Annotated in this window: 22 protein-coding genes; 9 read left to right on the top strand and 13 right to left on the bottom strand. The window is 55.4% G+C overall.

Going from position 1 to position 23,872, the window contains the following annotated elements:
* Position 1 precedes the first annotated feature (1 nt).
* The 5 genes from BEQ56_12265 to BEQ56_12245 form a co-directional block, all read right to left on the bottom strand.
* Positions 2-745, bottom strand: coding sequence for a hypothetical protein (locus BEQ56_12265; GenBank protein ID AOH44174.1), 744 nt, complete (start codon positions 743-745; stop codon positions 2-4).
* A gap of 136 nt (positions 746-881) precedes the next feature.
* Positions 882-1,766 carry a bifunctional methylenetetrahydrofolate dehydrogenase/methenyltetrahydrofolate cyclohydrolase gene (locus BEQ56_12260; protein ID AOH44173.1) on the bottom strand — a complete coding sequence of 295 codons (885 nt, stop codon included), beginning with the start codon at positions 1,764-1,766 and terminating at the stop codon, positions 882-884.
* A gap of 32 nt (positions 1,767-1,798) precedes the next feature.
* Positions 1,799-2,173 (bottom strand): hypothetical protein, encoded by a 375-nt coding sequence (locus BEQ56_12255; protein AOH44172.1) that lies wholly within the window; start codon positions 2,171-2,173, stop codon positions 1,799-1,801.
* Positions 2,174-2,369: 196 nt separating this feature from the next.
* The gene (locus tag BEQ56_12250) at positions 2,370-4,016 is read right to left on the bottom strand and encodes a hypothetical protein (protein AOH44171.1); all 1,647 of its coding nucleotides are present in this window, start codon (positions 4,014-4,016) and stop codon (positions 2,370-2,372) included.
* A gap of 50 nt (positions 4,017-4,066) precedes the next feature.
* Complete coding sequence (locus BEQ56_12245; protein ID AOH44170.1) at positions 4,067-4,432, bottom strand: hypothetical protein; 366 nt, start codon at positions 4,430-4,432, stop codon at positions 4,067-4,069.
* Positions 4,433-4,859: 427 nt separating this feature from the next.
* Between BEQ56_12245 and BEQ56_12240 the strand changes: the two genes are divergently transcribed.
* Positions 4,860-5,240 carry a transcriptional regulator gene (locus BEQ56_12240; protein ID AOH44169.1) on the top strand — a complete coding sequence of 127 codons (381 nt, stop codon included), beginning with the start codon at positions 4,860-4,862 and terminating at the stop codon, positions 5,238-5,240.
* A gap of 21 nt (positions 5,241-5,261) precedes the next feature.
* Positions 5,262-7,373, top strand: coding sequence for a cadmium-translocating P-type ATPase (locus BEQ56_12235; protein ID AOH44168.1), 2,112 nt, complete (start codon positions 5,262-5,264; stop codon positions 7,371-7,373).
* Positions 7,374-7,436: 63 nt separating this feature from the next.
* Here BEQ56_12235 and BEQ56_12230 read toward each other — a convergent pair whose 3' ends face one another.
* The 3 genes from BEQ56_12230 to BEQ56_12220 all read right to left on the bottom strand — a co-directional run bounded on the left by BEQ56_12230 (position 7,437) and on the right by BEQ56_12220 (position 10,308).
* Positions 7,437-8,132, bottom strand: coding sequence for a hypothetical protein (locus BEQ56_12230; protein AOH44167.1), 696 nt, complete (start codon positions 8,130-8,132; stop codon positions 7,437-7,439).
* Between the two features lie 16 nt (positions 8,133-8,148).
* Positions 8,149-8,661, bottom strand: coding sequence for a hypothetical protein (locus tag BEQ56_12225; protein ID AOH44166.1), 513 nt, complete (start codon positions 8,659-8,661; stop codon positions 8,149-8,151).
* Between the two features lie 141 nt (positions 8,662-8,802).
* Positions 8,803-10,308, bottom strand: a complete 1,506-nt coding sequence (locus BEQ56_12220; protein ID AOH44165.1) for a glycerol kinase — start codon at positions 10,306-10,308, stop codon at positions 8,803-8,805.
* A gap of 153 nt (positions 10,309-10,461) precedes the next feature.
* On the opposite strand from BEQ56_12220, the gene BEQ56_12215 reads away from it, so the two are divergent.
* The 4 genes from BEQ56_12215 (at position 10,462) to BEQ56_12200 (ending at position 14,655) form a co-directional block, all read left to right on the top strand.
* Positions 10,462-11,355 carry a hypothetical protein gene (locus BEQ56_12215; GenBank protein AOH44164.1) on the top strand — a complete coding sequence of 298 codons (894 nt, stop codon included), beginning with the start codon at positions 10,462-10,464 and terminating at the stop codon, positions 11,353-11,355.
* Positions 11,356-11,785: 430 nt separating this feature from the next.
* Positions 11,786-12,814: a hypothetical protein gene (locus BEQ56_12210; protein AOH44543.1), complete on the top strand. Its 1,029-nt coding sequence runs from the start codon at positions 11,786-11,788 to the stop codon at positions 12,812-12,814.
* A 124-nt stretch (positions 12,815-12,938) separates the two neighbouring features.
* Positions 12,939-13,862, top strand: a complete 924-nt coding sequence (locus BEQ56_12205) for an ABC transporter (GenBank protein AOH44163.1) — start codon at positions 12,939-12,941, stop codon at positions 13,860-13,862.
* A 19-nt stretch (positions 13,863-13,881) separates the two neighbouring features.
* Positions 13,882-14,655 carry an ABC transporter ATP-binding protein gene (locus BEQ56_12200; protein AOH44542.1) on the top strand — a complete coding sequence of 258 codons (774 nt, stop codon included), beginning with the start codon at positions 13,882-13,884 and terminating at the stop codon, positions 14,653-14,655.
* Positions 14,656-14,786: 131 nt separating this feature from the next.
* Here the strand turns inward: BEQ56_12200 and BEQ56_12195 are convergent, their stop codons facing one another.
* From BEQ56_12195 to BEQ56_12175, 5 genes are read right to left on the bottom strand one after another with little or no spacing between them, the layout of a single operon-like run.
* Positions 14,787-15,590, bottom strand: a complete 804-nt coding sequence (locus BEQ56_12195) for a conjugal transfer protein (protein ID AOH44162.1) — start codon at positions 15,588-15,590, stop codon at positions 14,787-14,789.
* A 16-nt stretch (positions 15,591-15,606) separates the two neighbouring features.
* On the bottom strand, positions 15,607-16,368 hold the full coding sequence (locus BEQ56_12190; protein AOH44161.1) for a hypothetical protein: 762 nt from the start codon (positions 16,366-16,368) through the stop codon (positions 15,607-15,609).
* A 17-nt stretch (positions 16,369-16,385) separates the two neighbouring features.
* Entirely contained in the window at positions 16,386-17,171 is a 786-nt protein-coding gene (locus tag BEQ56_12185) for a hypothetical protein (GenBank protein AOH44160.1), read from the bottom strand.
* Complete coding sequence (locus tag BEQ56_12180; GenBank protein AOH44159.1) at positions 17,168-17,698, bottom strand: hypothetical protein; 531 nt, start codon at positions 17,696-17,698, stop codon at positions 17,168-17,170. The genes BEQ56_12185 and BEQ56_12180 overlap by 4 nt, the downstream gene beginning before the upstream one ends.
* 21 nt (positions 17,699-17,719) lie before the next feature.
* A complete protein-coding gene (locus BEQ56_12175; protein AOH44158.1) occupies positions 17,720-18,343 on the bottom strand; it encodes a hypothetical protein in 624 nt (207 codons plus the stop codon).
* Positions 18,344-18,562: 219 nt separating this feature from the next.
* On the opposite strand from BEQ56_12175, the gene BEQ56_12170 reads away from it, so the two are divergent.
* From BEQ56_12170 to BEQ56_12160, 3 genes are all read left to right on the top strand, one after another.
* Complete coding sequence (locus BEQ56_12170) at positions 18,563-19,144, top strand: hypothetical protein (GenBank protein ID AOH44157.1); 582 nt, start codon at positions 18,563-18,565, stop codon at positions 19,142-19,144.
* Positions 19,141-20,037, top strand: a complete 897-nt coding sequence (locus BEQ56_12165) for a hypothetical protein (protein ID AOH44156.1) — start codon at positions 19,141-19,143, stop codon at positions 20,035-20,037. Before BEQ56_12170 ends, BEQ56_12165 begins: the two co-directional genes overlap by 4 nt.
* A gap of 238 nt (positions 20,038-20,275) precedes the next feature.
* Positions 20,276-23,860, top strand: a complete 3,585-nt coding sequence (locus tag BEQ56_12160) for a pyruvate:ferredoxin (flavodoxin) oxidoreductase (GenBank protein AOH44155.1) — start codon at positions 20,276-20,278, stop codon at positions 23,858-23,860.
* Positions 23,861-23,872: the final 12 nt, after the last annotated feature.

Below are 23,872 nucleotides of genomic sequence, written 5' to 3'. Positions count from 1 at the left end.
TTCAGCCTTTATGAATCTGGCGGATGGCGCGGAATTTATAGAACCCGGGGACGTAGAACGACTGCGAAATGTCGATAATCTGTCCGTTCAGGTCGAAAAGCAGGCCGTCGAGCTTGAGGATTGGATCGCCGCGCTGGAGCTGGAGCCGTTTGGCGATGATCTGGGCGGCGGGAACGGCGGTAAAAATCGCTTCGGAATGAGAAACCGGGACGGACTGCTCCTTAATGAGAAGGTCGAGGATCGAACCGTTAAAATCGACGCCTTTGGAATAGCTCGTCTGCGCGAGGATGGACGCTGGGACGGTATCGACGAGGTAAGCGACCGGTCTTTCGCCGATACTGATCGATCGGGAAACGGTCTGGACGAGCGTGGTCGGGGAAAAACCGAATTTCGCGGCTAATTCCTCGCCGGCGAGGTCGATCCGGTTTTCATGGTAGCCCATGACGACGTTCATGCCCAGCCGGTGCGCCTGCGTTTCGATACTTTCGAGGACGTCGAACGAGCTTTCGATCGCTAATTTCGGGTCGACGACGAACGTTCCGACGCCCTGCCGGCGGCGGATGAGCCCCTGTCCTTCGAACATGCGCATCGCTTCGCGCAGCGTCGTTCGCGAGACGCCTAATTTGACCGCTAACTCAGGCTCGGAGAGCAGGCGTTCGCCTGGCGGCGTTTCCTGAATTTCGGCTGCGAGGTCGTCCTGAAGCTTCTGAAATAAAGATAAATTGGTTGTGTCACGTAAGAACATGATATTCTCCTTCCGAATAATTGTCGACGATAGAGTCGATTTTCTTGATCTAATTGACTATACCATAAAACCAGTTGTCTGACAATATGATCTTTATCCTGATCCCAGGGATGCAAAAATCAGGTTTATGAGTTCATCAGATATTACAAGCGGACCGGTCCGCCGCGATTAACGTATTCCGCATCAGCATCGCGATCGTCATTGGACCGACGCCGCCGGGCATTGGGGTAATCGCGCCGGCGATCGGGACAATCGCGTCAAAATCGGTATCGCCGACGATTTTATAGCCTTTCGGGTCGTCGGGAGCGTCGACGCGGGTAATTCCGACGTCGATAACGATTGCGCCGGGTTTGACCCAGTCGGCTTTGACGAGGCGCGGCGAACCGGCGGCGGCGACGAGGATATCGGCGCGCCGGGTGATTTCCGGAAGCGCGGCTGTAAACCGGTGGCAGATAGTGACCGTGGCATTGTGGCGGGAGAGAAGCTGCGCGGTGGGCATGCCGACGATCGACGAGCGGCCGATGACGACGGCGTTCAGCCCGCTGACGTCGGAGCGGACCGTCTGGATCAGGCGCAGGATCCCGGCGGGGGTACAGGGGATAAACCAGGGCGAGCTTTCTTTCCGCGAGAGCATGCCGGCGTTGATCGGATGAAAGCCGTCGACGTCTTTCTGCGGATTGAGAAGCGAAAGGATGCGGTATTCGTCGATCTGAGCCGGGAGGGGAAGCTGAACGAGGATACCATGAATTTTCGGATCAGCGTTCAGGTAATCGATCAGCTCTTCGAGGGTGCGCTGCGTCGTGCTTTCCGGAAGTGAATGTGAAACGGAACGGATCCCCAGCTTTTCGCAGGTGCGAATTTTATTGCGGACGTAGATTTTAGAGGCGGGGTCGTCGCCGATCAGGATCGTTGCTAATCCGGGCTTGGGAAGACCGGCCTGGTCCCGTTCGCCGATCCGGAGCGCAATCCCGGCTTTAATTCCGTCGGCGATTTTCGTTCCGTTGATGATGGTTGCTGTCATGAGGCTTCTCCTGCGAGCGTGGCGCGTTCGTTTTATTCGAAGATCAGGCTGTACCAGACCTGCCAGTTTTCATATTCAACCGGTTCGACCGACGGGACCGGCGTTGCGGTCGGGGCGAGCGGCGTTCCCGGAAGCGGAAGGACGACGACGTCGCCCGGTTTCATCATTAATCCCTGGACGCGCGCCCATTCTTCGACGGAGGTGTCGGAGGCGGCGTAGCCGATTTCGTCCGACGCGACGTCAAGCGTCGTCTGGAGAATCGCGACGTCCGCCGCGAGCGTTTCGTACTGGCGGTTCATGAAGGCGAGGGTCGAGATACGCGTACTGAGGTCGATCGTCATTGCGACCAGGACGAGTATCAGGAGGAAGAGCCAGACGCGCCCTTTGATTCGCTGCCAGATGTTCATGGGGTTATTTTATCATTCCCGAATGAAAGTTTGCCGCGCGGCCGCGTTTTTACAGGGCTGGAGCTGACCGTGGCAGAGCGGCGATTTTCTCCCTGCGGGTATCGCCCTGGCGGAAAACCGGCTCGGGGGGCGTCCTCCGAGCCGGTTTGGCTGATTTTCGGATGGGTTCGTTTCCGAAGGAACGAAAATTCGTCCTTTATTCGACGGAAATCAGGTACTGATAATGCGGCTGGCCGCCGAAATGAGCTTCGATTTCGACGTTTGGATAAAGCGCGGCGAGCTCGGCGACGGCGGCTTTGGCTTCCTCCTCGCTGATCATCTGGCCGTAAAAGAGCGACATGCTGTTATAGTTTTCCAGCCCGACGCGTTCGCAGAATCCTTTCAGCGCGTCCATGACCGAATCTCTGGCGATAACGAGTTCCCCGTTATGCATGACGATCACCTGGCCTTCTTCGACCTGAATGCCGTTGAGGTCGACCGAGCGGACGGAGTTGGTAATTTCGCCGGATTGAACGTCGGTTAAACTATCGTTCATCGCTCCGACGATTTCGTCGAAATCGCCTTCAGGGTCGAGCTGGAGAAGCGCGCTGATGCCTTGCGGGATGTTTTTCGAGCGGATAACGGCGACGCGCTTGTCGCACTGGGTAATTGCGTTGTTGGCGGCCAGGATGATATTCTTGTTATTCGGGAGGATGATGACTTTATCCGTGTCGAGCGAGTTAACCGCGTTCAGGATTTCTTCCGTACTGGGGTTCATGGTCTGGCCGCCGCGGATAATACAGGCGGCGCCGAGGCTGGCTAAGACGCGGGAAATTCCTTCGCCCGGCGAGACGGCGACGACGCCGATCTGGCCCGGTTCGATCGGAGCGCAGGCAACCGGCGCGGCGGTCGGCTGGCCGTTGCCGTCGAGCTGAATCATCAGGTTTTCAATCGCGACTTTGGTGACGGTCCCGATCGACAGGATGTAATTAATCGGGGCGTAGAGGTTTTCGGTCGGAACGTGGATATGCATTCGGTACAAACCATCGCCCTCGCCGACCTGGATCGAGACGCCGATATCTTCGAGCCGGCGATAAAAAACTTCTAATATGAGCTCTTCAGTCGGAATGAAGTCGACGATAACTTCGTAATCCTGTCCAGGTTCAACGGATTCTTCTTCGATCATGTCCGTAAGCGCTTTGATTTCGATCTGGTTCGGGTTTTCAATCACGGACTCGTTCCGGATATAGCGAAGAAAGCCTTCGAGGATAAAGAAAAGGCCTTTTCCCCCGGAGTCGACGACGCCCGCCTGTTTCAGGACGGGGAGCAGTTCCGGGGTGCGGTTGACGGAGCGGTCGGCGGCGGCGACGGTCAGCGCGAAAACGTCTTCAAACGTCCTGCAGCCGTCGATCCCGGCTTCAACTTCGGCGGCGGTATCTTTCAGGACGGTCAGGATCGTTCCTTCGACCGGGCGGACAACGCCCTTGTACGCCGTATTGCGCGCTTCGTTCAGCGCTTTGACGTAGAGTTCTTTCGTCAGGACTGGTTCGCCTTCGACGGCGCGCGCGATCCCGCGCCAGAATTGCGAGAGGATAACGCCGCTGTTGCCGCGCGCGCCCATGAGCGCGCCTTTGGCGACGGCGCCGAAAACCGCGCCGACGTTATCGTCGTTCGTGACCGCGATCTCGTTCCATCCGGATTGAAGCGTCATCATCATGTTCGAGCCGGTATCGCCGTCCGGAATCGGAAATACGTTGAGCGAGTTTACCAGCTGTGCGTTCGTTTTTAGCCAGAGCGTCGCCGCTTCAACGAGCGATTTGACCTGCTGCCCGTCGAGCGATGTTAATTCTTTTTTTTCGTCCATAGTCAACTTTGTAAAAATTACCCTTTCCTGTATCGCGCTGCGTGACGCGATTAATTTTCCCGGCTGACGCGAAGTCCCCTGACGTGGACGTTGACATATTGGACGTTCAACCCCGTCTGTTTCTCGATCGCATAGCGGACGTTATCGGCAACGCTGGCCGCGACGGAGGTGATCCGGGTCCCGTATTCAACGACGATATATAAGTCGATCATGACGGTCGCTCCGTCGTATTGAACTGAAACGCCCTGGGTTGGGTCTTTGATGATGACGTTCCTTAACCCGGTCATTTTATTCTTCGGCGCTAATCCGACCAGCCCGTACGATTCAAGCGCGGCTTGATACGCGATTGCCGATATGGCGCGATGGGAAACGAAGATATTTCCGCTTGCTTTTTTTTCCATTTGTTCTTTTTGCATGATCGTTCCTTTTTTATTCCGAGTCTTTCGCTTTTCTGATCGGATCCTGTTTCTTCGAATCCGCGTTTTTCTATCTGCGTTTTTCTATCTATTATAGATTGTAATCGAACTCAGGCGCTTAATTATCCTAAAGAATAGCGGGCGCGGCGAGCTGGACCGGCTCGAATCGTGACAGCGAGCTGAATGGCAACGCGGTATATTGAAAGAGGAAAAACGGAAATCAATACCTGAAAATAAAACGGGGACCGCTTTGGGCCCCGGATAAAATGACAGCGCTGTTTACGTTAAAACTTTTTCGCGTTCTGGTTTCAGTTTCCCTCTTGACACCAGGTTGAATAGCGGTAGAATAGCGTTAACAGTTGAACGGTAAATCAACTGTTCAATTGTTCAATCGTTCAATTGAAAGGAACGAAGCGAAAGGGGCGTCATGGAGATTCGAAAGGGAACGGAAATTGTGAACGAGGTTTGCGACTGCGCCGTGGTTCATCAGGATATTGTCGAGCTGGTCCGCGGCAGGCTGCTTTCCGAGGAGAACTACTATGATCTCGCCGATATCTTTAAGGTTTTCGGTGACAGCACGCGCGTCCGGATTTTATCCGCGTTGGATGTGCATGAGATGTGCGTCTGCGACCTGGCGAACGTGCTGAGCATGACGAAATCGGCGGTTTCGCACCAGTTGCGGATTCTGCGTACGAATAATCTGGTTTCGGCGCGGCGCGATGGGAAGAACATGTTCTATTCGTTAGCTGACGATCATATCCAATCTATTTTCGAATTGGCGCTCGAACATCTTAATGAAGACCGGTAACAGGCCGGGGGAGTGCGTGAAATGACCAGACGTTACGTTTTAGGGGGATTGACTTGCCCGGTTTGCGCCGGGAAAATCGAGGAGCGGATCCGGTCGCTGGACGGGGTGGCGTCCGCTTCGATCGATTTGATGAAGGAGTCGCTGATGATCGAGTTCGCTGAAAGCGACGGCGGGCTGACGCTGATCGAGGTTCAGCGGCTGGTCGACGAGATCGAGGACGGGGTAACGGTGCGAGCGCCGGAAAGCGCCGCTGCGCCTGAGGCGGAGGCAAAAGAAGCGGAAGGCGGCTTCTCCGCTTTTCTGGAAGCGAAGAAGCTTTTTCGGCTCTGCGCGGCGTTGGCGCTGTTCCTGATTGGGTTGCTGGTGGAAGGCGCCTCGCCCGCTGCCGCACGGATGCTGCTGATCGTCGCGTACGTAACCGCGGGGATCGACGTTTTCCTGGAAACCCTGGAACAGCTTCGTCGCGGCGACTGGTTCAACGAGGCTTTTTTGATGACGCTGGCGTCGGTCGGCGCGATGGTTCTCGGGGACGTTTCCGAGGCGGCGGCGGTGATGATCTTTTTTCAGTTTGGCGAATACCTGCAGGGGCTGGCGGTTTCCCGTTCGCGGCGCTCGATCTCTGATTTAATGGATATCCGTCCGGAATCGGCGAACCGGTTTATTGACGGAGAGACGGTTCCGGTCGTTCCGGAAGCGTTGGAGATTGGGGACGAGATCCTGATCCGTCCGGGCGAACGGGTCCCGATCGATGGGGTTATTCTCAGCGGATCGTCGTCGCTGGATACGACGGCGCTGACCGGGGAATCGATCCCGCGTGACGTCGCCGTTGGCGACGAGATCAGCGCCGGATCGATTAACCTGAGCGGGGTTATCCGGGTCCGCGTCGTCCGGCGGTTCGCTGAGTCCGCCGTCATGCGGATTTTGAACCTGGTCGAAAACGCGACAGCAAAGAAGACGAAGACGGAACGGTTTATTACCCGATTCGCGAAGATTTATACGCCGGCGGTGATCGCGGCGGCGGCGCTCCTGGCGATTGTTCCGCCGCTCGTGACCGGGGCGGATTGGACGGTCTGGGTCCGCCGGAGTTTCGTTTTTCTGGTGACGTCCTGCCCCTGCGCGCTCGTGATTTCGATTCCGTTGAGTTATTTCGCCGGGATCGGGAAAGCTTCCGCGAACGGGATTCTATTTAAAGGAACGACGTATCTGGAATTGCTGAGGAATATTGAAACGGTCGCGTTCGATAAAACCGGGACGCTGACGCGCGGGTTCTTTACGGTAACCGGGATTCTTCCGGCGGCGCTTTCGGAAGATGTGCTTCTTGAAGCCGCGGCATACGCTGAATCCGAGTCGACGCATCCGATCGCAAGGTCGATTGTCAATGCGTTCGGGAATCCGATCGAACGCGGGCGGATATCCGGGATCCATGAGGTCGCGGGCCAGGGGATTCTCGCCGTTTTCGACGGAAAGCGGCTGGCGGTCGGGAACGATCGGCTGCTGATCGCGGAGGGGATCGCGTTCGAACCGTCGGCGCGTCCGGGTACGGTCGTTTACGTTGCGTTAGACGGGCGTTTCGGCGGGACGATCGTCGTCGGCGACCGGCTGAAATCCGACAGCGCGGCGGCGATCGCGGCGCTGAAAGGCTGCGGCGTCCGGCGGACGGCGTTGGTGACCGGAGATAATCGGGCGACGGCGGAAGCGTTCGCTTCCGAACTGGGGATTTCCGAGGTGTATTGCGAGCTGCTCCCGGATCGGAAGGTCGAGGTCGTCGAGACGCTGATCCAGGAAAAGGCGGGCCCCGGAGCGGTCGTTTTCGTCGGCGACGGGATTAACGACGCTCCGGTTTTAGCGCGCGCGGATATCGGTGTCGCGATGGGGGGCGCGGGATCGGAGGCCGCGATTGAGGCGGCGGATATCGTGATCCTGAAGGATGAGCCCACGAAGATCGCCGAGGCGATCCGGATCGCGCGGCGGACGGACGGGATCGTGCGTCAGAACGTTATTTTCAGTCTGGCTGGCAAGGCGGTTTTCCTGATACTTGGGATGCTGGGGCTGACCGGCATGTGGCAGGCGGTTTTTGCCGATGTCGGGATTATGCTGATCGCGGTCCTGAACGCGATGCGGATTCTGCGCTGAGCCGGGGTTATCAATCAGGGGAGCCGGGGATGTCTCCGGCTCCCTTCATGTCGGGGCCGGTTCTTATTTCGAAAGGCGGAGGCGTCTGAACGCCAGGATCGACATTTTCGTGAACCCGGTAATCTGATACCAGGCGGTTTGCTTGCTCTTCTCGTCATGATAGATCGTCGAGATGGGTACCCAGCCGATTTCCCAGCCGCGCTCGCGGCAAACGATGATCATTTCGATCGCGAAGTTGTATCCGGCTTCGTTGGTTTCGAGGAAGGCTTCGATCATGCGCCGGTCGAGAAGCCGATAGCCGCATTGGTTGTCTTCAAGGTATTCGCCGGCGATCGCGGACAGGACGACGCGGCTGAAGGTGTTCGGGATCCGGCGGCGAAGCGGGATTTTTTTATAGTCGCGCGCGCCGATAATCAGCGGCTCCCGCTTCGCTTCATAGCGTTCGATAAATCGCTGCGCTTCGGATGGGTCATGCTGCCCGTCGGCATCGATCAGCAGCGCGGCGTCAAATCCGTTTTCCAGCGCCCACCGCAGCCCGTCCCGCGTCGACGCGCCGACGCCGAGGTTGTATCCGCGGGAAAGGACGACGACGCTTTCGGCTTCCGCGACGGCTTTGGTTCGATCTGTTGATCCGTCGTCCACGACGACGATGGTTTTAAAGGTTTTTTTGAGGTGCTGTAAGATTCCCGGAAGTTTCTTTTCTTCGTTGTACGCCGGAAGGATGACGGCTGTGTTGATCATGTTTCGGCCTTTCTTCATTTATTTCTTCTTCTCTCTAAAGGAGAGATTTTTTTCTTTCTGAGAGAAAGAGGACCGCGGGCTCTCTTTTTCTCAGGCTCTCAATCTCCCGAAGATTCAATTTCCCGATTTCTTCCGCGGCGGCGTCGTTCAGGTCGATTTTTCGGAAGGCTGCCGCGGGCTCTCTTTTTCTCAGGCTCTCAATCTCCCGAAGGTTCAATTTCCCGATTTCTTCCGCCGGGGCGTCGCTCAGGTCGATTTTTCGGAAGACTGCCGCGGGCCCTCTTTCTCTCAGACTCTCAATCTCCCGAAGGTTCAATTTCCCGATTTCTTCCGCGGCGGCGTCGCACAGGCTGATTTTCCGGAAGGCTGCCGCGGGCTCTCTTTTTCTCAGGCTCTCAATCTCCTGAAGGTTCAATTTTCTGGTTTCTTCCGCGGCGGCGTCGCACAGGTTGATTTTTCGGAAGGCTGCCGCGGTCCCTCTTTTTCTCAGGCTCTCAATCTCCCGAAGATTCAATTTCCCGATTTCTTCCGCGGCGGCGTCGCTCAAGTCGATTTTTCGGAAGGCTGCCGCGGGCTCTCTTTTTCTCAGGCTCTCAATCTCCCGAAGGTTCAGTTTTCTGATTTCCTCCGCGGCGGCGTCGCTCAGGTTGATTTTTCGGAAATCTGCCGCGGAGGCGTCGCGCGCAGCTTAGGTTTCATCGATCCAGCCGAACGATTTGGTCACGGCTTTGCGCCATTTCATGCAAAGGTCAAGGCGCTTTGATGCGGCGATATCCGGTTCCCAGACGCGGTCGATTTCATTGAATCGGGCCAGCTCTTCGGTCGTGCGCCAGATTCCGGCGGAGAGGCCGGCTCCGAAGGCCGCGCCGAGCGCGGTCGACTCACGGTTTTTCGGACGAACGATCGGAACGTCCAGGATGTCCGCCTGAAACTGCATCAGGAGTTCGTTGACGGTCATTCCGCCGTCGACTTTTAACGAGGTCAGGTTGACGCCCGAATCCTTGCGCATGGCTTCGACGACTTCCATGACCTGAAACGCGGTCGATTCCAGGATAGCTCGCGCGATATGGCCGCGGTTCGTGAATCGGGTCAGCCCGGCGAAGACGCCGCGTGCGTCTGAACGCCAGTACGGCGCGAAGAGGCCGGAAAACGCGGGAACGATATAGACGTCGCCGTTATCTTCGACCGAGCGTGCCAGGGATTCGATTTCTTCAGACCGCTGGATCAGGCCGAGGTTATCCCTGAGCCATTGGACGAGCGCGCCGGTCATCGCGACCGAGCCTTCGAGCGCGTAAACTGGCGGCTGCCCGTCGAGCTGATATCCAACGGTTGTAATCAGGCCGTTTTCGGAACGGATCGCGGTTGAACCGGTATTCATCAGCAGGAAACAGCCGGTTCCGTACGTGTTTTTTCCCTCGCCGGGACGGAAACAGTTCTGGCCGAAGAGCGCGGCATGTTGATCCCCGAAGACGGCGCGGATCGGGATTTCATGCCCGTCGAGCTTTGCCGTTCCGAAAAAGGAGGCCGAAGGCCGAATCTCCGGGAGGACCGCGCGCGGAATATCTAATTCAGCGAGGATCTCGTCGTCCCAGTCGAGCGTCTCAAGATTCATCATCATCGTCCGCGATGCGTTGGTAACGTCGGTCAGGTGGTTCCCGCCGTTGACCCCGCCGGTCAGGTTCCAGATCAGCCAGCTGTCGATCGTTCCGAAGAGGAGGCGCCCGGCCCGCGCTTCATCGATCAGCCCTTCAACCTCGTCGAAAAGCCAGCGCAGCTTGATCGCGGAAAAATAGACCGAGATCGGGAGCCCGGTCCGGGCGCGGAAACGATCGATTCCGCCGATCCGCCGCGACAGCTGGTCGCAGAGCTTTCCGGTGCGCGTGTCCTGCCAGACGATCGCGTTCAGGTATGGCATCCCGGTTTCCCGGTTCCAGACGACCGTCGTTTCGCGCTGGTTCGTGATTCCGATTGCGGCGACGTCGTTCACGGTCCGTCCGCTGTCGGCGATCGCCGCGGCGAGCGTTTCGCGGACTTTCGCTGAAATTTCGAGCGGATCATGCTCGACCCAGCCCGGCCGCGGAAAAATCTGTTCATGCGGCAGCTGGCGATTGGCGAGGATTTCCGCGTCCCGGTTGAAAATCATGGCGCGGGTGCTGGTTGTTCCCTGATCGATCGCGGCGATAAGTTGATTCATCGTTGTCTCTCCTCCTTTAGCGGCCCGACGTTTTTTCGGACGGGTTCTTCTGACTTCTTTTATTATAGGGCGTTCGGCGGACTTTTACGGTGTATTCCCTGTATAATTTGGAAAAGAAGAATCGGACGAGCCAACGAAATGAGATGATGAAGCATGCTGCCTTTTTTTAAAATCGCCATTGGGACCTGGGCCTGGGGAAATCGCCTGATTTGGGATTATGGGATCGATTTTGAAGAAAAGGATCTGGAATCGCTGGTCAGGACGGCGATTTCCGACGGGAGCCGCTATTTCTTTACGAGCGAGAGCTTTTCAGACGGATTCGGGGAGGCGCTGTTGGGGAGGCTGACCGCGCCGTACGGGAACGCGTTCCTGGCGACGAAGTACGTCCCGCGCGTCTGGCGTTTCGGGCGGAAGGAATTTGACGCGGCGCTGCGCCGGTCGTTAGCGCGGCTGGGGCGGGATTCGATCGATCTTTACCTGCTGGAGCGTCCGACAGGCTGGATGGGGCTGGACCTGATGGCGGAATGCGCCGCGGAGGGGGTCGAGGCGGGAAGGATCCGGAACGTAGGCGTCGCGAATTTCCGCGCGGAGGAGCTTGAACCGTTCCGGGAGCGCCTGGCGCAGTACGGCGTCGCGCTGACGGCGGTCGCGGGGGAGTATAACCTGCTGAACCGGGAGGCGGAACGGAGCGGCGCGCTGGCGTATTGCAGGGAGCAGAATATTCCGTTCCTGGCGGAGAGTCCGCTGGCGATGGGTCTGCTGACCGGGAAATATATCTACGACGCGCCGGCGAACGGGGTCAGGCGGAGCCTGGCGGAGCGGTTCCGTTTTGAACGGCTTGACCTGTTGATTCACCTGCTGAACGCGATCGGCTCGGAGTATCAGGGGATGGACTGCGGGCAGGTGGCGTTGAACTGGATCTCCGCGAAGGGGGCGATTCCGGTCGCGGGAGCGAAAACTTCCGCGCAGGAGGAGCATAACCGATTGTCGTTCGGGTTTACGCTGACCGAGGACCAGATCGCGCATATTCAGGAATTCGCGCCGTGATGTTGTCACGGTTTTTTTTACGGTTCCTCTTGACAAAACCGAAAAGCGGCATACAATAGTATCAATTTGATATACGTAAACCGATGAGGAAGAAGAGTACCTGACGTAAAAGCGTCTCACAGAGAGCTCCGGATGGTGGAAACGGGGCAGGCGAAAGTCAATGAATGGTCTTCCGAGGGCAGGCTGAACCGCTTAGACGCGCAGTAGGTCTTGACGGGAACCCGATCCGTTACCAAGCCGGGCACGCATGATGGTGCGTGAAGCGAGTGGGCGTGAAAACGTCAATTTGGGTGGTATCGCAGGAGTCGGCTCTTGTCCCATAGGGGACAGGGGCTTTTTGATTAAGCGAGCGAGCCGACCGAGAGACGCTGATCCCCGCTGAATCGCCGCGGCGGTATGCCGCCTGACAGACCTTTTATGGAGGATAATGATGAAACGTTTTGTTGGGATTGTTGTTGGTTTGGTCGTTTTAGCGTCGTTCTTTTTCGCCGGATCGCCGGTCAGCGCGCAGGACGACGACGCCGTCGCCGCGACGGCGGCCGCGGAAGCGAATCTCGTTAAAATCGGGATTCTTCAGTTCGCGCCGCACGCGAGCCTGGATAACTGCTATGAGGGGATTATCGAGGGCTTGAAAAACACCGGCTTTATCGACGGTATTTCCGCGACGATTGAATTCGTCAATGGGATGGGCGAGATCGAGACGAATAATCTTGCCGCCGCGAGCTTCGTTTCGAAGAATTATGACATGATTATCGCGATCGCGACGCCCTCCGCCGTCGCCGCCTACGCCGCCGCCCGTGACGCGCAGATTCCGGTCGTTTTTTCCGCGGTTTCCGATCCGGTCAGCGCCGGGCTGGTCCGCTCTCTCGATTTCCCGGATACCGGCGCGACGGGGACGACGGACACGCTCAATTTCGACGGGCAGCTGAAGATGATCCGTGCGTTCCTCCCGGAAGCGAAGACGATCGGCGTTTTATACACGACGAGCGAAGCGAATTCCATTTCGCAGATCGAATCGCTGACCGAGGCGGCGAAGGATTATGATTTCGAGATTAAAACGGTCGGGATTACCGACGCGAGCGAAGTCGCGATGGGCGCGGCGCAGTTAATCGCCGAGAAAATCGACGTCATGAATAACGTTACCGATAATAACGTTGTCAACAATTTCTCCGTCGTGACGAACGCGACGGATCCCGCCGGGATTCCGATTTTCGGTTCCGAAATCGAGCAGGTCGCGCGCTATGGCTGCGTTGCGTCGGAATCGCTCGACTATGTCGCGCTGGGGATCCTGACCGGCGAGATGGCGGGGGAGATTCTCAAGGGGGAAGATGTCATGACGATGCCGGTGCGGGTTGTCAAGGATTCATTCCCGGTTTACAACTCTGAGATCATGTCGAAGTTTGAGCTTCAGCTTCCCGCCGATTACGCTTCTGCGACCGACGTTGCCGGGGCGCGCTGAGCCGATTGCGGAGAGAGATTTTCAGGATGGCGGGAATCGAGAGCGGACCCAATCGGGTTCGCTCTCCGGTAACGGCGGCGGGCTGCTGCGCCGGCGTTGAAACGGAATAAGGAAACGGAGTCAGATGGGGATAGCGTTCAGTTTGGCGGAAAATGTCCTGCGCGAGGGGCTGGTTTACGCGTTGATGGCGATTGGCGTTTATATCACGTATAAAATTCTCGATTTCCCGGATTTGTCGGTTGACGGGACGTTCCCGCTGGGGGGATGCCTTGCGGCGGTCCTGATCAACGCTGGGGTTGATCCCTGGCTGACGCTTCTGGCGGCGTTTGCGGCGGGCGCGCTCGCCGGATCGGCTACCGGGCTGCTGCATGTCAAGCTGAAAATTACCAACCTGTTGTCCGGAATTCTCGTCATGACGGCGCTTTGGTCAGTGAACCTGATCCTGACGGGCGGGAAGGCGGTCGTCCAGTTTTTCAACCGTCCGACGATTTTCACGACCGGGCTGGGCGCGCTGCTGACCGGGCCGCTCTATAGCCGGCGGAAGCTGATTGTCGCGCTGATTCTGGCGGTCGCGCTGAAACTGATTATCGACCGTTTTTTAACGACGCGGATGGGGCTGCTGCTGCGCGCCTGCGGAAATAATCCGCAATTCGTCGTGAATTTAGGGAAGGATCCGGGAACGGTCAAGATTCTGGGCTTGATGATTGGGAACGGCTGCGCCGCGCTGGCGGGCTGTGTCCTGGCTCAGATCAGCGAAAACGCGGATATTAACGCCGGTAAAGGGATGGTCGTCATGGCGCTGGCGGCGGTCATAATCGGGACGAGCCTTTTTGAGCGGTTCGGACGATTTAAGGGAACGACGATGGCGATTTTCGGCGCGATTCTGTATAAAGCCGCGCTTCAGGCGGCGCTGTCGCTGGGGCTGCCGCCGAATTATCTGAAGCTGCTGATGGCGGCGCTGCTGACGTTGGCGCTGATTTCGAAGGAGTTCGGCGCGAAGGAACGGTACGTGACCGGGAAAGAGGTGACGAATGAAAACGCTGGCTGAAATCGGGGGCGCTGAGGCGTTGATTACGCTGGAGCATATTTATAAGCGCTTCAACCCGCGTTCGGTTAACGAGACGGTTCTCTTCGAGGACTTTAATTTCAGGATTTTCCCGGGCCAGTTCGTTTCGGTCGTCGGGTCGAACGGAAGCGGGAAAACGACGCTGTTGAATCTGATCTGCGGATCGATTCCTGAGGACAGCGGGAATATCCTGATCGAGGGCCGGAATATCAACGGTCAGGCTGAATACAGGCGCGCGGCGCGGATCGGCCGCGTTTTTCAGGATCCGGCGAAGGGGACCTGCGCGGCGCTGAGTATTCTGGAGAACCTGTCGCTCGCCGATCGGAAGGGGAGCGCGTTTAACCTGATGCCTGGGGTGAACCGGCGACGGATCGACGATTATCGCGCGATGCTGGAGCGGCTGGGACTGGGGCTGGAGGATAAGCTGGAGATCCCGGTCGGGTCGTTATCCGGCGGCCAGCGGCAGGCGCTGGCGATGCTGATCGCGACGATGACGCCGATCGACCTGTTGGTTCTTGACGAGCATACGGCGGCGCTCGATCCGAAGTCGTCGGATACGGTCATGGAGCTGACGGATCAGGTTGTCCGCGAAAAAGGGCTGACCGCGATTATGGTGACGCATAACCTGCGTTACGCGGTCGATTACGGGAACCGGTTGGTGATGATGCACGAGGGAAAGGCGATTATCGACGCGGCGGACGAGGAAAAGGCGGCGTATTCGATCGACGACCTGCTGAAGGTTTTTACGTCGATTTCGATCGAATGCGGGAATTAGGAATATATCCGTTTTTTTCGTTATTCGTTGGTTGAGTTTTTCAGCAGCCTATCAAAAACGGATAAACGTTCCTTTATGTTTGCCATGACTGACTCGCGCTCGTAAAAAGACGTTTTTGTATACATGCCCCGCTACGCTTTAAGATGCGCGAGGAATCCCCGCCTGCCGCTTTCGTCAACGACCTTCATCGCAATACGGGTATATAACGTCAGCTTTTTCCTGAGCTGGCTGCGCGCGTCTCCGAAAAACGGCCGTTCTTCAACCAGCGTCATATTGGCCTTCCCGGCGATACTTTCTCCGCTGTCGGCTGAGAATTTCAGTTCGGCATCCTTGTTCCCGGTCTTTCGGATGTGATCGTTCGCGTATTTGATCGCTCTCTGTGTCATGGCGTCAAAGATAACCTCTGTGCGTTCGAAGATTTCTTTCGCCTTCCTGAGGAACCCGATCACGCTTGATTCATCAAAGTACTGGAACACGCCGATGGCGGTTATCATCGTGGGCAGCGTTTTGTCGATTTTTTCCGCCCATGCAAAATCAAACATATCGCCCGCGATCAGAATCTCATTTTTGCTTTCCCCGAGGACGCGCCTTCTGGCTGCGATGACTTCCGGCAGGTCCATTTCATAAAACTTGACTTCCTCCGGAGGCGCGAGCCTGAAATACGACGTTTCCAGACCGCAGCCGATATTGACGATATTGCATGTCGGGTGCTGTCCGATAAACTCCCTGATCATTCGATCTGTATTGTAGAACCTGCATGCGCTGGCCATCTGGAAATACTCGCTGGATTTCGACGCGATCGCTTCATACGGGATTTCATTTTTCAGCGAAACGGCTTTTTCATCATAGAAATACTCCGGAAAGCGCTCCGATACATAGATCCTCGCGGTCAGCGGAATGTACAACGTGTCCGCAACTCCTTTAAATTTATCCACCGTTGCTGTTTCCTCCTTAAAAATACTTTTCAGCTCTTCTTGCCCAAAGGGTGATGCATAGCTTCTGCGGCAGCAGCTTGCACAGGATATGTCTCCACCTGACCAGCGCCGTATGTATCGACATGTCCTTTCCAGCGTCCGCATCCAGGATGGCTTTTTCGACGACGTCTTCCGGCTGCGAGAGTCCCTCGTACTTCATCGGCTTTCCATTGATCTCTTTCGGGAGCATGCCGGTATCGACCCATCCCGGACATACGGCCGTCACGGTGATTCCCTTGGCTTTCAGCTCGGCGTTAAGCGCGCGTGAATAGCAGCGCAGAAAAGCCTTCTCCGCGCAATATAAATTAATATAGGGAAGGGGCGTGAACGCGCCAATGGACGACATGTTGATGATGTGGCTCCCGCGCGGCATGTACGGTATGCAAATATTTGAAAGTACGATCGGGGCTGTGCAGTTGACCATAACAGATCTGTTCAACTTGTCATCGCTGAAGTCGACGGACGGCATAAAATCCGCCGTGCCGGCGCAGTTGACGAGATACCGTACTTCCGGCTTTTTTTCTTCAACGATTTTCCTGAAGCTTTGAAGCTCGTCATAAGACGACAGATCGACCGCCATGGAAACGGCGCGTTCTCCGAACTCACGCCCAAAACCGCTTAATGCTTCCGCCGTTCTGTCAAGACACCAGACTTCGTCCATATCTTTTTTCAGAAGGCTTCGGACATAGGCTTTTCCCATGCCTCCGGCAGCCCCTGTTATAATTGCTGTTTTCATCATTGTCCCCTGTCATTATTTCAGTCTGTTCCATATTTCTTCATGCTTGCGTCCATTACGAGCGATAACAGCCATGAGAGAGGCGCAATTTTCGTCAGCACTGCGGCGAACCGCATAAAACCGGACGGATAGCATGTATCTTTTCCTTTTTCAGCGCAGGCGAGCGCTCTGTCAACGACCTCGCGGGGCGTCTGCATCTTCAGGCCCCTTGTTTCTTTTTCATATTGCGATTTGTCAAGCGCTGTGCGGTAAAAATTGGTGCTGACGGGTCCCGCGCAGATCGCGCACATGGTGATCCCCTTGCGTTTCAGTATCCGCGCGACCGCCCGGGAAAAACTCCATACATAGGATTTCGAGGCCGCGTAAACAGCGAACCGGGGCTGAGGCATCAGCGCCGCTCCGGATGACATATGCAGGATTTTGCCGCCCCGCTCCATATACGGAATGCAGATATAGGTCATAGCGGTCAGTCCTTTGCAATTGACATCGATCATAGCGAGCTGCCGCTGCATATCCAGCTTGTCGAACCATCCGATCAGCCCGAATCCCGCAGAATTAACAAGCATTTTTATGTTTGGCCTGATTTTCCGTAATTCCGTTTCGAGCGATTCAATTTCCTCGTTGATCGCGATATCCATGCAAAATAGCCTCGCATGGATCGTGATGGATTCCGCGGTATCCCGGAGCCCCGCGTCGTTCAGGTCAATAAGCCATATTTCATCGAGACCATATTTCGGTTCGGAAAGAGCGGCTGCGAACGCGCTGCCGATTCCGGAGCCCGCTCCGGTAACAACGGCGATTTTCATACGTTCACCGGAGCGCCTTTTTTCAGCTCCTCCGGAGAGAGCCGTTCCGGATATTTCCCCTCGACCAGAATTCTGGACAGCAGTTTGTTGTCCAGGATCATGTCGCCGCGGACCAGGTTCCAGTCAGCTTTCTTCCGCGCAATGATCTTAAAGATCACAAAATTCAGGATCGGTCCGATCACGGGCGTACGCATTCCGAATTCCTCGGTGTGACTGAAACGACAGCCGTCTGGGGTGCGTTCTCCTTCAAAAATGATGACCGCGCCCTTTGAGTCCGACATGAACACGTAGCGGAAATGATCCTTATCCGCCTCGCTTTCGATGATGGTCCCGGTCACGTCGTAATCAAGCCCCATAACGATCTCGTAGAAGCGGACTTTACTGCCGACAGCCAGGCTCTTGTCGTAAAGGTTGCATTCCAGATGATACGGACTCCATTTAACGAATTCCTCTTCGAAGTTCTCCGCCCATTTCTCCAGTTTTTCAAATGGCGCAGGAATGTCGATTGTTTCATGTAACGTCACCATATCAGTATCCTCTCTTTCTTATCATTGAAGACTGTTCAAAATATTGATCATAAGATTTTCAAATTCGCTTTTCTTATGATGATCCATACACAGTATGCGGCCGCAATATTCCACAAACCGTTTGCAAAAGATAAGGACATCCGCTCTGCTCACGGCTCTACAAGATTTGATCATCTGCCCGGTGCCGCCCGCCAGAAAGCCGGCTAACGCTTCCGCCTGATCATCCCCTGTTATTTCCGGTACGAGATAAACGACGCATTTTTTCCAGACCTGTATGTACCGATTCGTTACCTGCTCCTGCAAATGCAGGTAGAACATATGGCTTTCCGGGTCGGAGACGTCCGTGGCACCGCCTTGAACGAACGCGGTCAGGAAAACCTTCAGAAAGTCTTCCATCATGGCCATCGGCTCCTGATCTTTGTTTATCACGGTATCGATCGCCTGGAGATATTTCTTTGCTTTCGTATCCATGACCTGCCGATACAGGTCTTCTTTCGATTTGAAATAATAATAAAGGACGCTCGGGGAGCTGTCTCCGGCCGCGTCCAGAATATCCCGGACAGATGTTTCGTTGTATCCTTTCTCCAAAAACAATCTCGCGGCAGTTTCGATGTATTCGTCCTTGCGTGGATTGTCTTTTCCCATAACAGTCTCCTGTAGAATATCGTTCTGGAGTGATTATAGAATATCATTCTATAAATGTCAATAGCGCGGGCAGTCTCCATCTGATCCTTCGGCATACGGGGCCGCGGTTGTCCTGGACTGTGAGGAAGAATTGTCAGCATGCCCGTGTTTTTTTTGAATGTTTGCATATTGCCAGAACTGCAGACATAGGATAAAATATTTATATAGGGAGATGTTTTCGTGAATACAGAAATCCAGAGGCGGCAATTTATATCACTTAAGAGCCTGAAAGAGGATGGGTATTCTCTTTATAAGATAAATCAGCTTGTTTCAACAGGAAAACTCGGCAGGGTTAACCGCCGTTACTATGAGAACATGGAATATAACGGCGAAATCAATGATTTCTATGCTGTTTCTGCTTATTCCGATGAAAAAGGTATTATCTGCCTTATGAGCGCGGCGGTATATTATGAGCTTACGACAGAGAGGCTGCATCAGATTGACGTTGCGATTCCGCGGAGATCGCGGATTCCAGAGTCGCCTGCCTGGCCGCGGATACAATTCTATCTTTTTTCCGATCAGCGATATAAAGTTGGGATAGAGAAAGTCAATGCTGACGGTAATTCCTTTTATATTTATGATATGGAAAAAACAGTCTGCGATGTTGTTTTTTACCGCAATAAGCTGGGATTTGAACCCGCTGTCGAGGTCATGAAAAATTACATGAATCAGCCGAATCGGGATCTGAACCGCCTGATCCGGTATGCTGAGACGCTCCGTCTTAAAACGACGATGAAACAATTTGTGGACATCTTGATATGAGCAGCGCTGCTTCAGTAAAAGACAGATTGAAAAATTATGCAAAGAATAGCAAACGGATATTTCAGGATGTGCTGACCGTTTATATTCTGGAGCGTGTCCTCTTTCGGATTTCAAAATCCGCGTATGCGAACAGTTTTACGTTGAAAGGTGGTATTCTTCTTTATGGTTTATATTCGGATAACTTTACCCGCGCTACGACCGATATCGATCTTCTCGGCGGAAATATTTCTAATGATAAGGAGAAGCTGAGAAGCGTATTCAGGCAGATCCTTTCCATTGAGACGGATGACCCTATCCGCTTTGATATCCATACACTGGAAGTTGTCAATATTACGGAATTTAAGAAATATCATGGCGTAAAGGTGACAACAATGGCTTATCTCGACAGAACAAGGATCCCCGTCGTCATAGATATCGGCTTCGGTGATATCGTTTATCCCGGTCGGATTCTGATGGACTATCCTACCATTCTTGAAAATGAAGTTCCCCGTCTCTTCGTGTATTCTATCTATTCAATCGTAGCAGAAAAAATTGAGGCGATCGTTTCGCTTGGTCTGGCCAACAGTCGCTATAAAGACTTTTATGATCTTTGCACTCTTTCAGAACGCGAAGATTTTGATGGAGAATTGCTCAGGGAGGCGATCGTCAAAACATTTGAAAACCGTCATACACATTTCGAAGAAATTGCAGCCTTTGCAGATGGCTTTACGGAGAATTATGAAAGGCAGCAGCGTTGGAAAGGATTTCTTCGCAGTAAAAAGGTATCGGATAACCGTTCTTTTTTGGAGATAGTAACAGGTACGAAGCTGTTCCTTCTTCCCGTCATAGACGCTATCAGGCAGAATCTTCCTTTCAAAAATCAGTGGATACATACTGAAAAACAGTGGCGCTGAAAGGATGCCGCCGCTTTGCTCTTTCCCCGTTGTATTTGCTTTTACAGCTCACAACAGAGAACGATCGTCCGGCTTCCGCAGCCGTAAAACTATCGTTTTTCCTCGTCTTGCGGTAAAATATAAGCGGGTCATTTGTCCACAAACGCCGGAAATAGACAAATTCGGCTGTTTTGTGTTGTACAGAAGAAAAGGGATCGGGGGAATCGATTCCGGAAAAACGAAGAAGAGGAGAACATTCATGGCTGGAAAAAAAGTAACGATCGACGCCAACGAAGCCGTATCCTACGTTGCGTATCGGCTGAACGAGGTAATCGCGATCTATCCGATTACGCCGTCGTCGCCGATGGGGGAACATGCGGACGAATGGGCGGCAAAAGGGATTAGGAATCTTTGGGGAACGGTTCCAAGCATTATGGAGATGCAGGCTGAAGGCGGCGCGGCGGGCGCGGTTCATGGCGCGCTGACGACCGGCGCGTTATCGACGACCTTTACGGCGTCTCAGGGCTTGCTCCTGATGATCCCGAACATGTACAAAATCGCCGGCGAATTGACGGCCGCGGTCTTCCACGTTTCCGCGCGCGCCCTCGCGCCGCACGCGCTGTCGATTTTCGGCGATCATAGCGACGTGATGGCGGCCCGCCAGACCGGATTCGCCATGCTGGCTTCGGCCTCGGTTCAGGAAGCGCAGGATATGGCGATGATCGCGACGGCGGCGTCGCTGAAATCGCGCGTCCCTTTTTTGCATTTCTTCGACGGCTTCCGCACGTCGCATGAAGTCAGCAAGATCGAGCAGCTGACCGAAGACGACATGCGCGCCATGATCGATGATCAGGACGTCATCGCGCACCGCGAACGCGGACTGAACCCTGAAAAGCCGTCGATCCGCGGCACGGCGCAGAACCCGGACGTTTTCTTCCAGGGTCGCGAAGCCTGCAACAAGTATTACGACGCGGTTCCGGAAATCGTTCAGACCGCAATGGATCATTTCGCGAAGCTGACCGGGCGCGTATATCACCTGTTTGATTATTACGGCGCGAAAGACGCGGAAGAAATTATTGTGATTATGTGCTCCGGCGTTGAGACCGCCGAAGAGACCGCGAAATATCTCGTTTCGCAGGGTAAAAAGGTCGGCGTCGTCGCCGTCCGCCTCTACCGACCGTTCAGCGTCAGGCATTTCGTTTCCGTCCTTCCGGCGACGACGAAGAAAATTTCCGTCATGGACCGGACGAAGGAACCGGGCTCGGCCGGCGAACCGCTGTATCTCGACGTCGTGACCGCGATCAGCGAAGCGTTAGCCGATGGAACCGCGCCGTTTACGGCGATGCCGAAGATTGTCGGCGGCCGCTACGGGATGGGGTCGAAGGATTTCACGCCGGCGATGGTCAAGGGGATTTTTGATAACCTCGAAAAGCCGGTCCCGATGAATCATTTCGCCGTCGGGATTGTCGACGACGTGACCGGTAAGAGCGTCGACTATGATCCGCATTTCCTGCTTCCGGAAGCGCGAACGGTCCGCTGCATGTTCTTCGGACTGGGTTCGGACGGTACGGTCGGCGCGAACAAGAACTCAATTAAGATCATCGGTGAAGAGACCGATAACTTTGCGCAGGGTTATTTCGAATATGACTCGAAGAAATCCGGCTCGACGACGACGAGTCACCTCCGCTTCGGCCCCGATCCGATCCGGGCGCCGTACCTGATCGTTTCGAACGACGCGAATTTCGTCGCGGTCCATAACTTCACTTTCCTGGAGAAGCTGGATATGACCCGCTTCTGCATGAAGGACGGCGTTTTCCTGCTGAACTCGGTCTTCGGCCCGGACGAGGTCTGGGACCATCTTCCGATCGAGGTCCAGAAGGATATTATTGAAAAGAATTTGCGCTTCTACGTCATCGACGCGACCGCGGTCGCGCAGAAGACCGGCATGGGCGGGCGGATTAACACGATCATGCAGACCTGTTTCTTCGCGATCTCCGGCGTTCTTCCGCGCGACGAAGCGATCGCCGAAATTAAGAAGGCGATTAAGAAGACGTATGGGAAGAAGGGCGACGCGGTCGTCAACCAGAACTTCGCCGCCGTCGACCAATCGCTTGAGCATCTGCATCAGGTCGATTATCCGAAGGAAATCACTTCAACGTTCCATCGTCTCCCTGCGGTCCCGGCCGAAGCGCCCGAATTCGTCCAGAAGACGCTTGCCCCGATGATCGCCGCCAAGGGCGATTCGCTCCCGGTTTCGGCGCTCCCGGTCGACGGGACTTTCCCGACCGCGACGACGCAGTGGGAAAAACGCAATATTGCGCTGGAAGTCCCGGTCTGGGATCCGGCGGTTTGTATCCAGTGCGGCAAGTGTTCGATTGTCTGTCCGCATGCGGTCATTCGGCAGAAGGTTTACGATCCGAAGCTCCTCGTCGGCGCGCCGTCGACGTTCAAGTCGGTCGACGCCAAGGCGTTTAAGGAATTCCCGGGAACGAAATTTACCCTCCAGGTTGCGGTTGAAGACTGCACGGGCTGCGGCCTCTGCGTTCAGGCCTGTCCGGCGAAAAATAAGGCGGACCCGACGAAGAAGGCCATTAACATGGCTCCTCAGATGCCGCTGCGCGAACCTGAATCCGAAAACTGGAAATTCTTCATGACGATCCCGGATCCGGATCGAACGAAGATCGATCCGAAGACCGTCAAGCTTTCCCAGCAGCTCCGCCCGTTATTCGAATTCTCGGGCGCTTGCGCCGGCTGCGGCGAGACGCCGTACGTTAAACTCCTGACGCAGCTGTTCGGCGATCGCATGGTCGTAGCCAACGCGACCGGCTGTTCCTCGATTTACGGCGGCAATTTGCCGACGACGCCTTACGCAGTCAACGCCGGCGGACAGGGTCCGGTCTGGGCGAACTCGCTCTTCGAAGACAACGCTGAATTCGGATTGGGGATGCGGCTGACGATCGATAAGCAGAACCAGATGGCGAAGGAATTGCTGGCTGTTTTGAGGGATTCGCTTGGCGACGAGCTCGTCGACGGTCTCCTCAACGCCGATCAGTCGACCGAGAGCGGAATTCATCAGCAGCGCGCTCGCGTCGCCGAGCTGAAGAAGAAGCTCGCGAATTCGTCCGACATGAGGGCCGCGAACCTCGTTTCCGTAGCCGACTCGCTCGTCAGGAAGAGCGTCTGGATCCTCGGCGGCGACGGATGGGCGTACGATATCGGGTACGGCGGTCTGGATCACGTTCTGGCGTCCGGGAAAAACGTTAACGTCCTCGTCCTGGATACCGAAGTTTATTCGAATACCGGCGGTCAGGCGTCAAAATCGACCCCGACCGGGGCGGTCGCGAAATTCGCCGCCAAGGGGAAAGACGTCCCGAAGAAGGATCTCGCTTATATCGCGATGACCTACGGGTATATCTACGTCGCGAAGGTCGCGATGGGCGCGAACGATGCGCAGGTGGTTAAAGCGATGTTGGAAGCGGAGGCGTACGACGGCCCGTCGCTCGTTATCGCATATTCGCATTGTATCAATCATGGGATCAACATGCGCAACGGTCTCGAACAGCAGAAGAAAGCCGTCGAGTCGGGGCACTGGCCGCTTTTCCGCTACGACCCGAAGAAAATCGAAGCGGGCCTCAATCCACTGACGATGGATTCGAAGAAACCGACGATCTCGATCGCGGATTACGCTTATAACGAGAACAGGTATAAGATGCTGCTCAAGGCGGACGAAGAACGCGCCGAGCGCCTGATGAAGGCCGCCGAAACGGAAGCGGAACGTCGCTGGCTGCTGTATTCGCAGCTGGCGGAGATCAACTATAAAGTCGGATCGAAAGACCTGGCCTGAGGCTGATTCCGC

The sequence above is a fragment of the Anaerolineaceae bacterium oral taxon 439 genome (assembly GCA_001717545.1).
GTDB lineage: Bacteria > Chloroflexota > Anaerolineae > Anaerolineales > Anaerolineaceae > Flexilinea.
The sequence above is the reverse complement of the archived record's forward strand: the minus strand, read 5'-3'. Positions and strand labels throughout refer to the sequence as shown.

Bases quoted from the DNA above. Each gene is read 5' to 3' on its own strand.
- BEQ56_12265 (AOH44174.1), bottom strand. From the start codon at position 745: ATGTTCTTACGTGACACAACCAATTTATCTTTATTTCAGAAGCTTCAG.
- BEQ56_12235 (AOH44168.1), top strand. From the start codon at position 5,262: ATGACCAGACGTTACGTTTTAGGGGGATTGACTTGCCCGGTTTGCGCC.
- BEQ56_12175 (AOH44158.1), bottom strand. From the start codon at position 18,343: ATGGGAAAAGACAATCCACGCAAGGACGAATACATCGAAACTGCCGCG.
- BEQ56_12250 (AOH44171.1), bottom strand. From the start codon at position 4,016: ATGGACGAAAAAAAAGAATTAACATCGCTCGACGGGCAGCAGGTCAAA.
- BEQ56_12255 (AOH44172.1), bottom strand. From the start codon at position 2,173: ATGAACATCTGGCAGCGAATCAAAGGGCGCGTCTGGCTCTTCCTCCTG.
- BEQ56_12215 (AOH44164.1), top strand. From the start codon at position 10,462: ATGCTGCCTTTTTTTAAAATCGCCATTGGGACCTGGGCCTGGGGAAAT.
- BEQ56_12260 (AOH44173.1), bottom strand. From the start codon at position 1,766: ATGACAGCAACCATCATCAACGGAACGAAAATCGCCGACGGAATTAAA.
- BEQ56_12230 (AOH44167.1), bottom strand. From the start codon at position 8,132: ATGAAGAAAGGCCGAAACATGATCAACACAGCCGTCATCCTTCCGGCG.
- BEQ56_12160 (AOH44155.1), top strand. From the start codon at position 20,276: ATGGCTGGAAAAAAAGTAACGATCGACGCCAACGAAGCCGTATCCTAC.
- BEQ56_12240 (AOH44169.1), top strand. From the start codon at position 4,860: ATGGAGATTCGAAAGGGAACGGAAATTGTGAACGAGGTTTGCGACTGC.
- BEQ56_12205 (AOH44163.1), top strand. From the start codon at position 12,939: ATGGGGATAGCGTTCAGTTTGGCGGAAAATGTCCTGCGCGAGGGGCTG.
- BEQ56_12180 (AOH44159.1), bottom strand. From the start codon at position 17,698: ATGGTGACGTTACATGAAACAATCGACATTCCTGCGCCATTTGAAAAA.
- BEQ56_12245 (AOH44170.1), bottom strand. From the start codon at position 4,432: ATGCAAAAAGAACAAATGGAAAAAAAAGCAAGCGGAAATATCTTCGTT.
- BEQ56_12185 (AOH44160.1), bottom strand. From the start codon at position 17,171: ATGAAAATCGCCGTTGTTACCGGAGCGGGCTCCGGAATCGGCAGCGCG.
- BEQ56_12165 (AOH44156.1), top strand. From the start codon at position 19,141: ATGAGCAGCGCTGCTTCAGTAAAAGACAGATTGAAAAATTATGCAAAG.
- BEQ56_12210 (AOH44543.1), top strand. From the start codon at position 11,786: ATGAAACGTTTTGTTGGGATTGTTGTTGGTTTGGTCGTTTTAGCGTCG.
- BEQ56_12190 (AOH44161.1), bottom strand. From the start codon at position 16,368: ATGATGAAAACAGCAATTATAACAGGGGCTGCCGGAGGCATGGGAAAA.
- BEQ56_12220 (AOH44165.1), bottom strand. From the start codon at position 10,308: ATGAATCAACTTATCGCCGCGATCGATCAGGGAACAACCAGCACCCGC.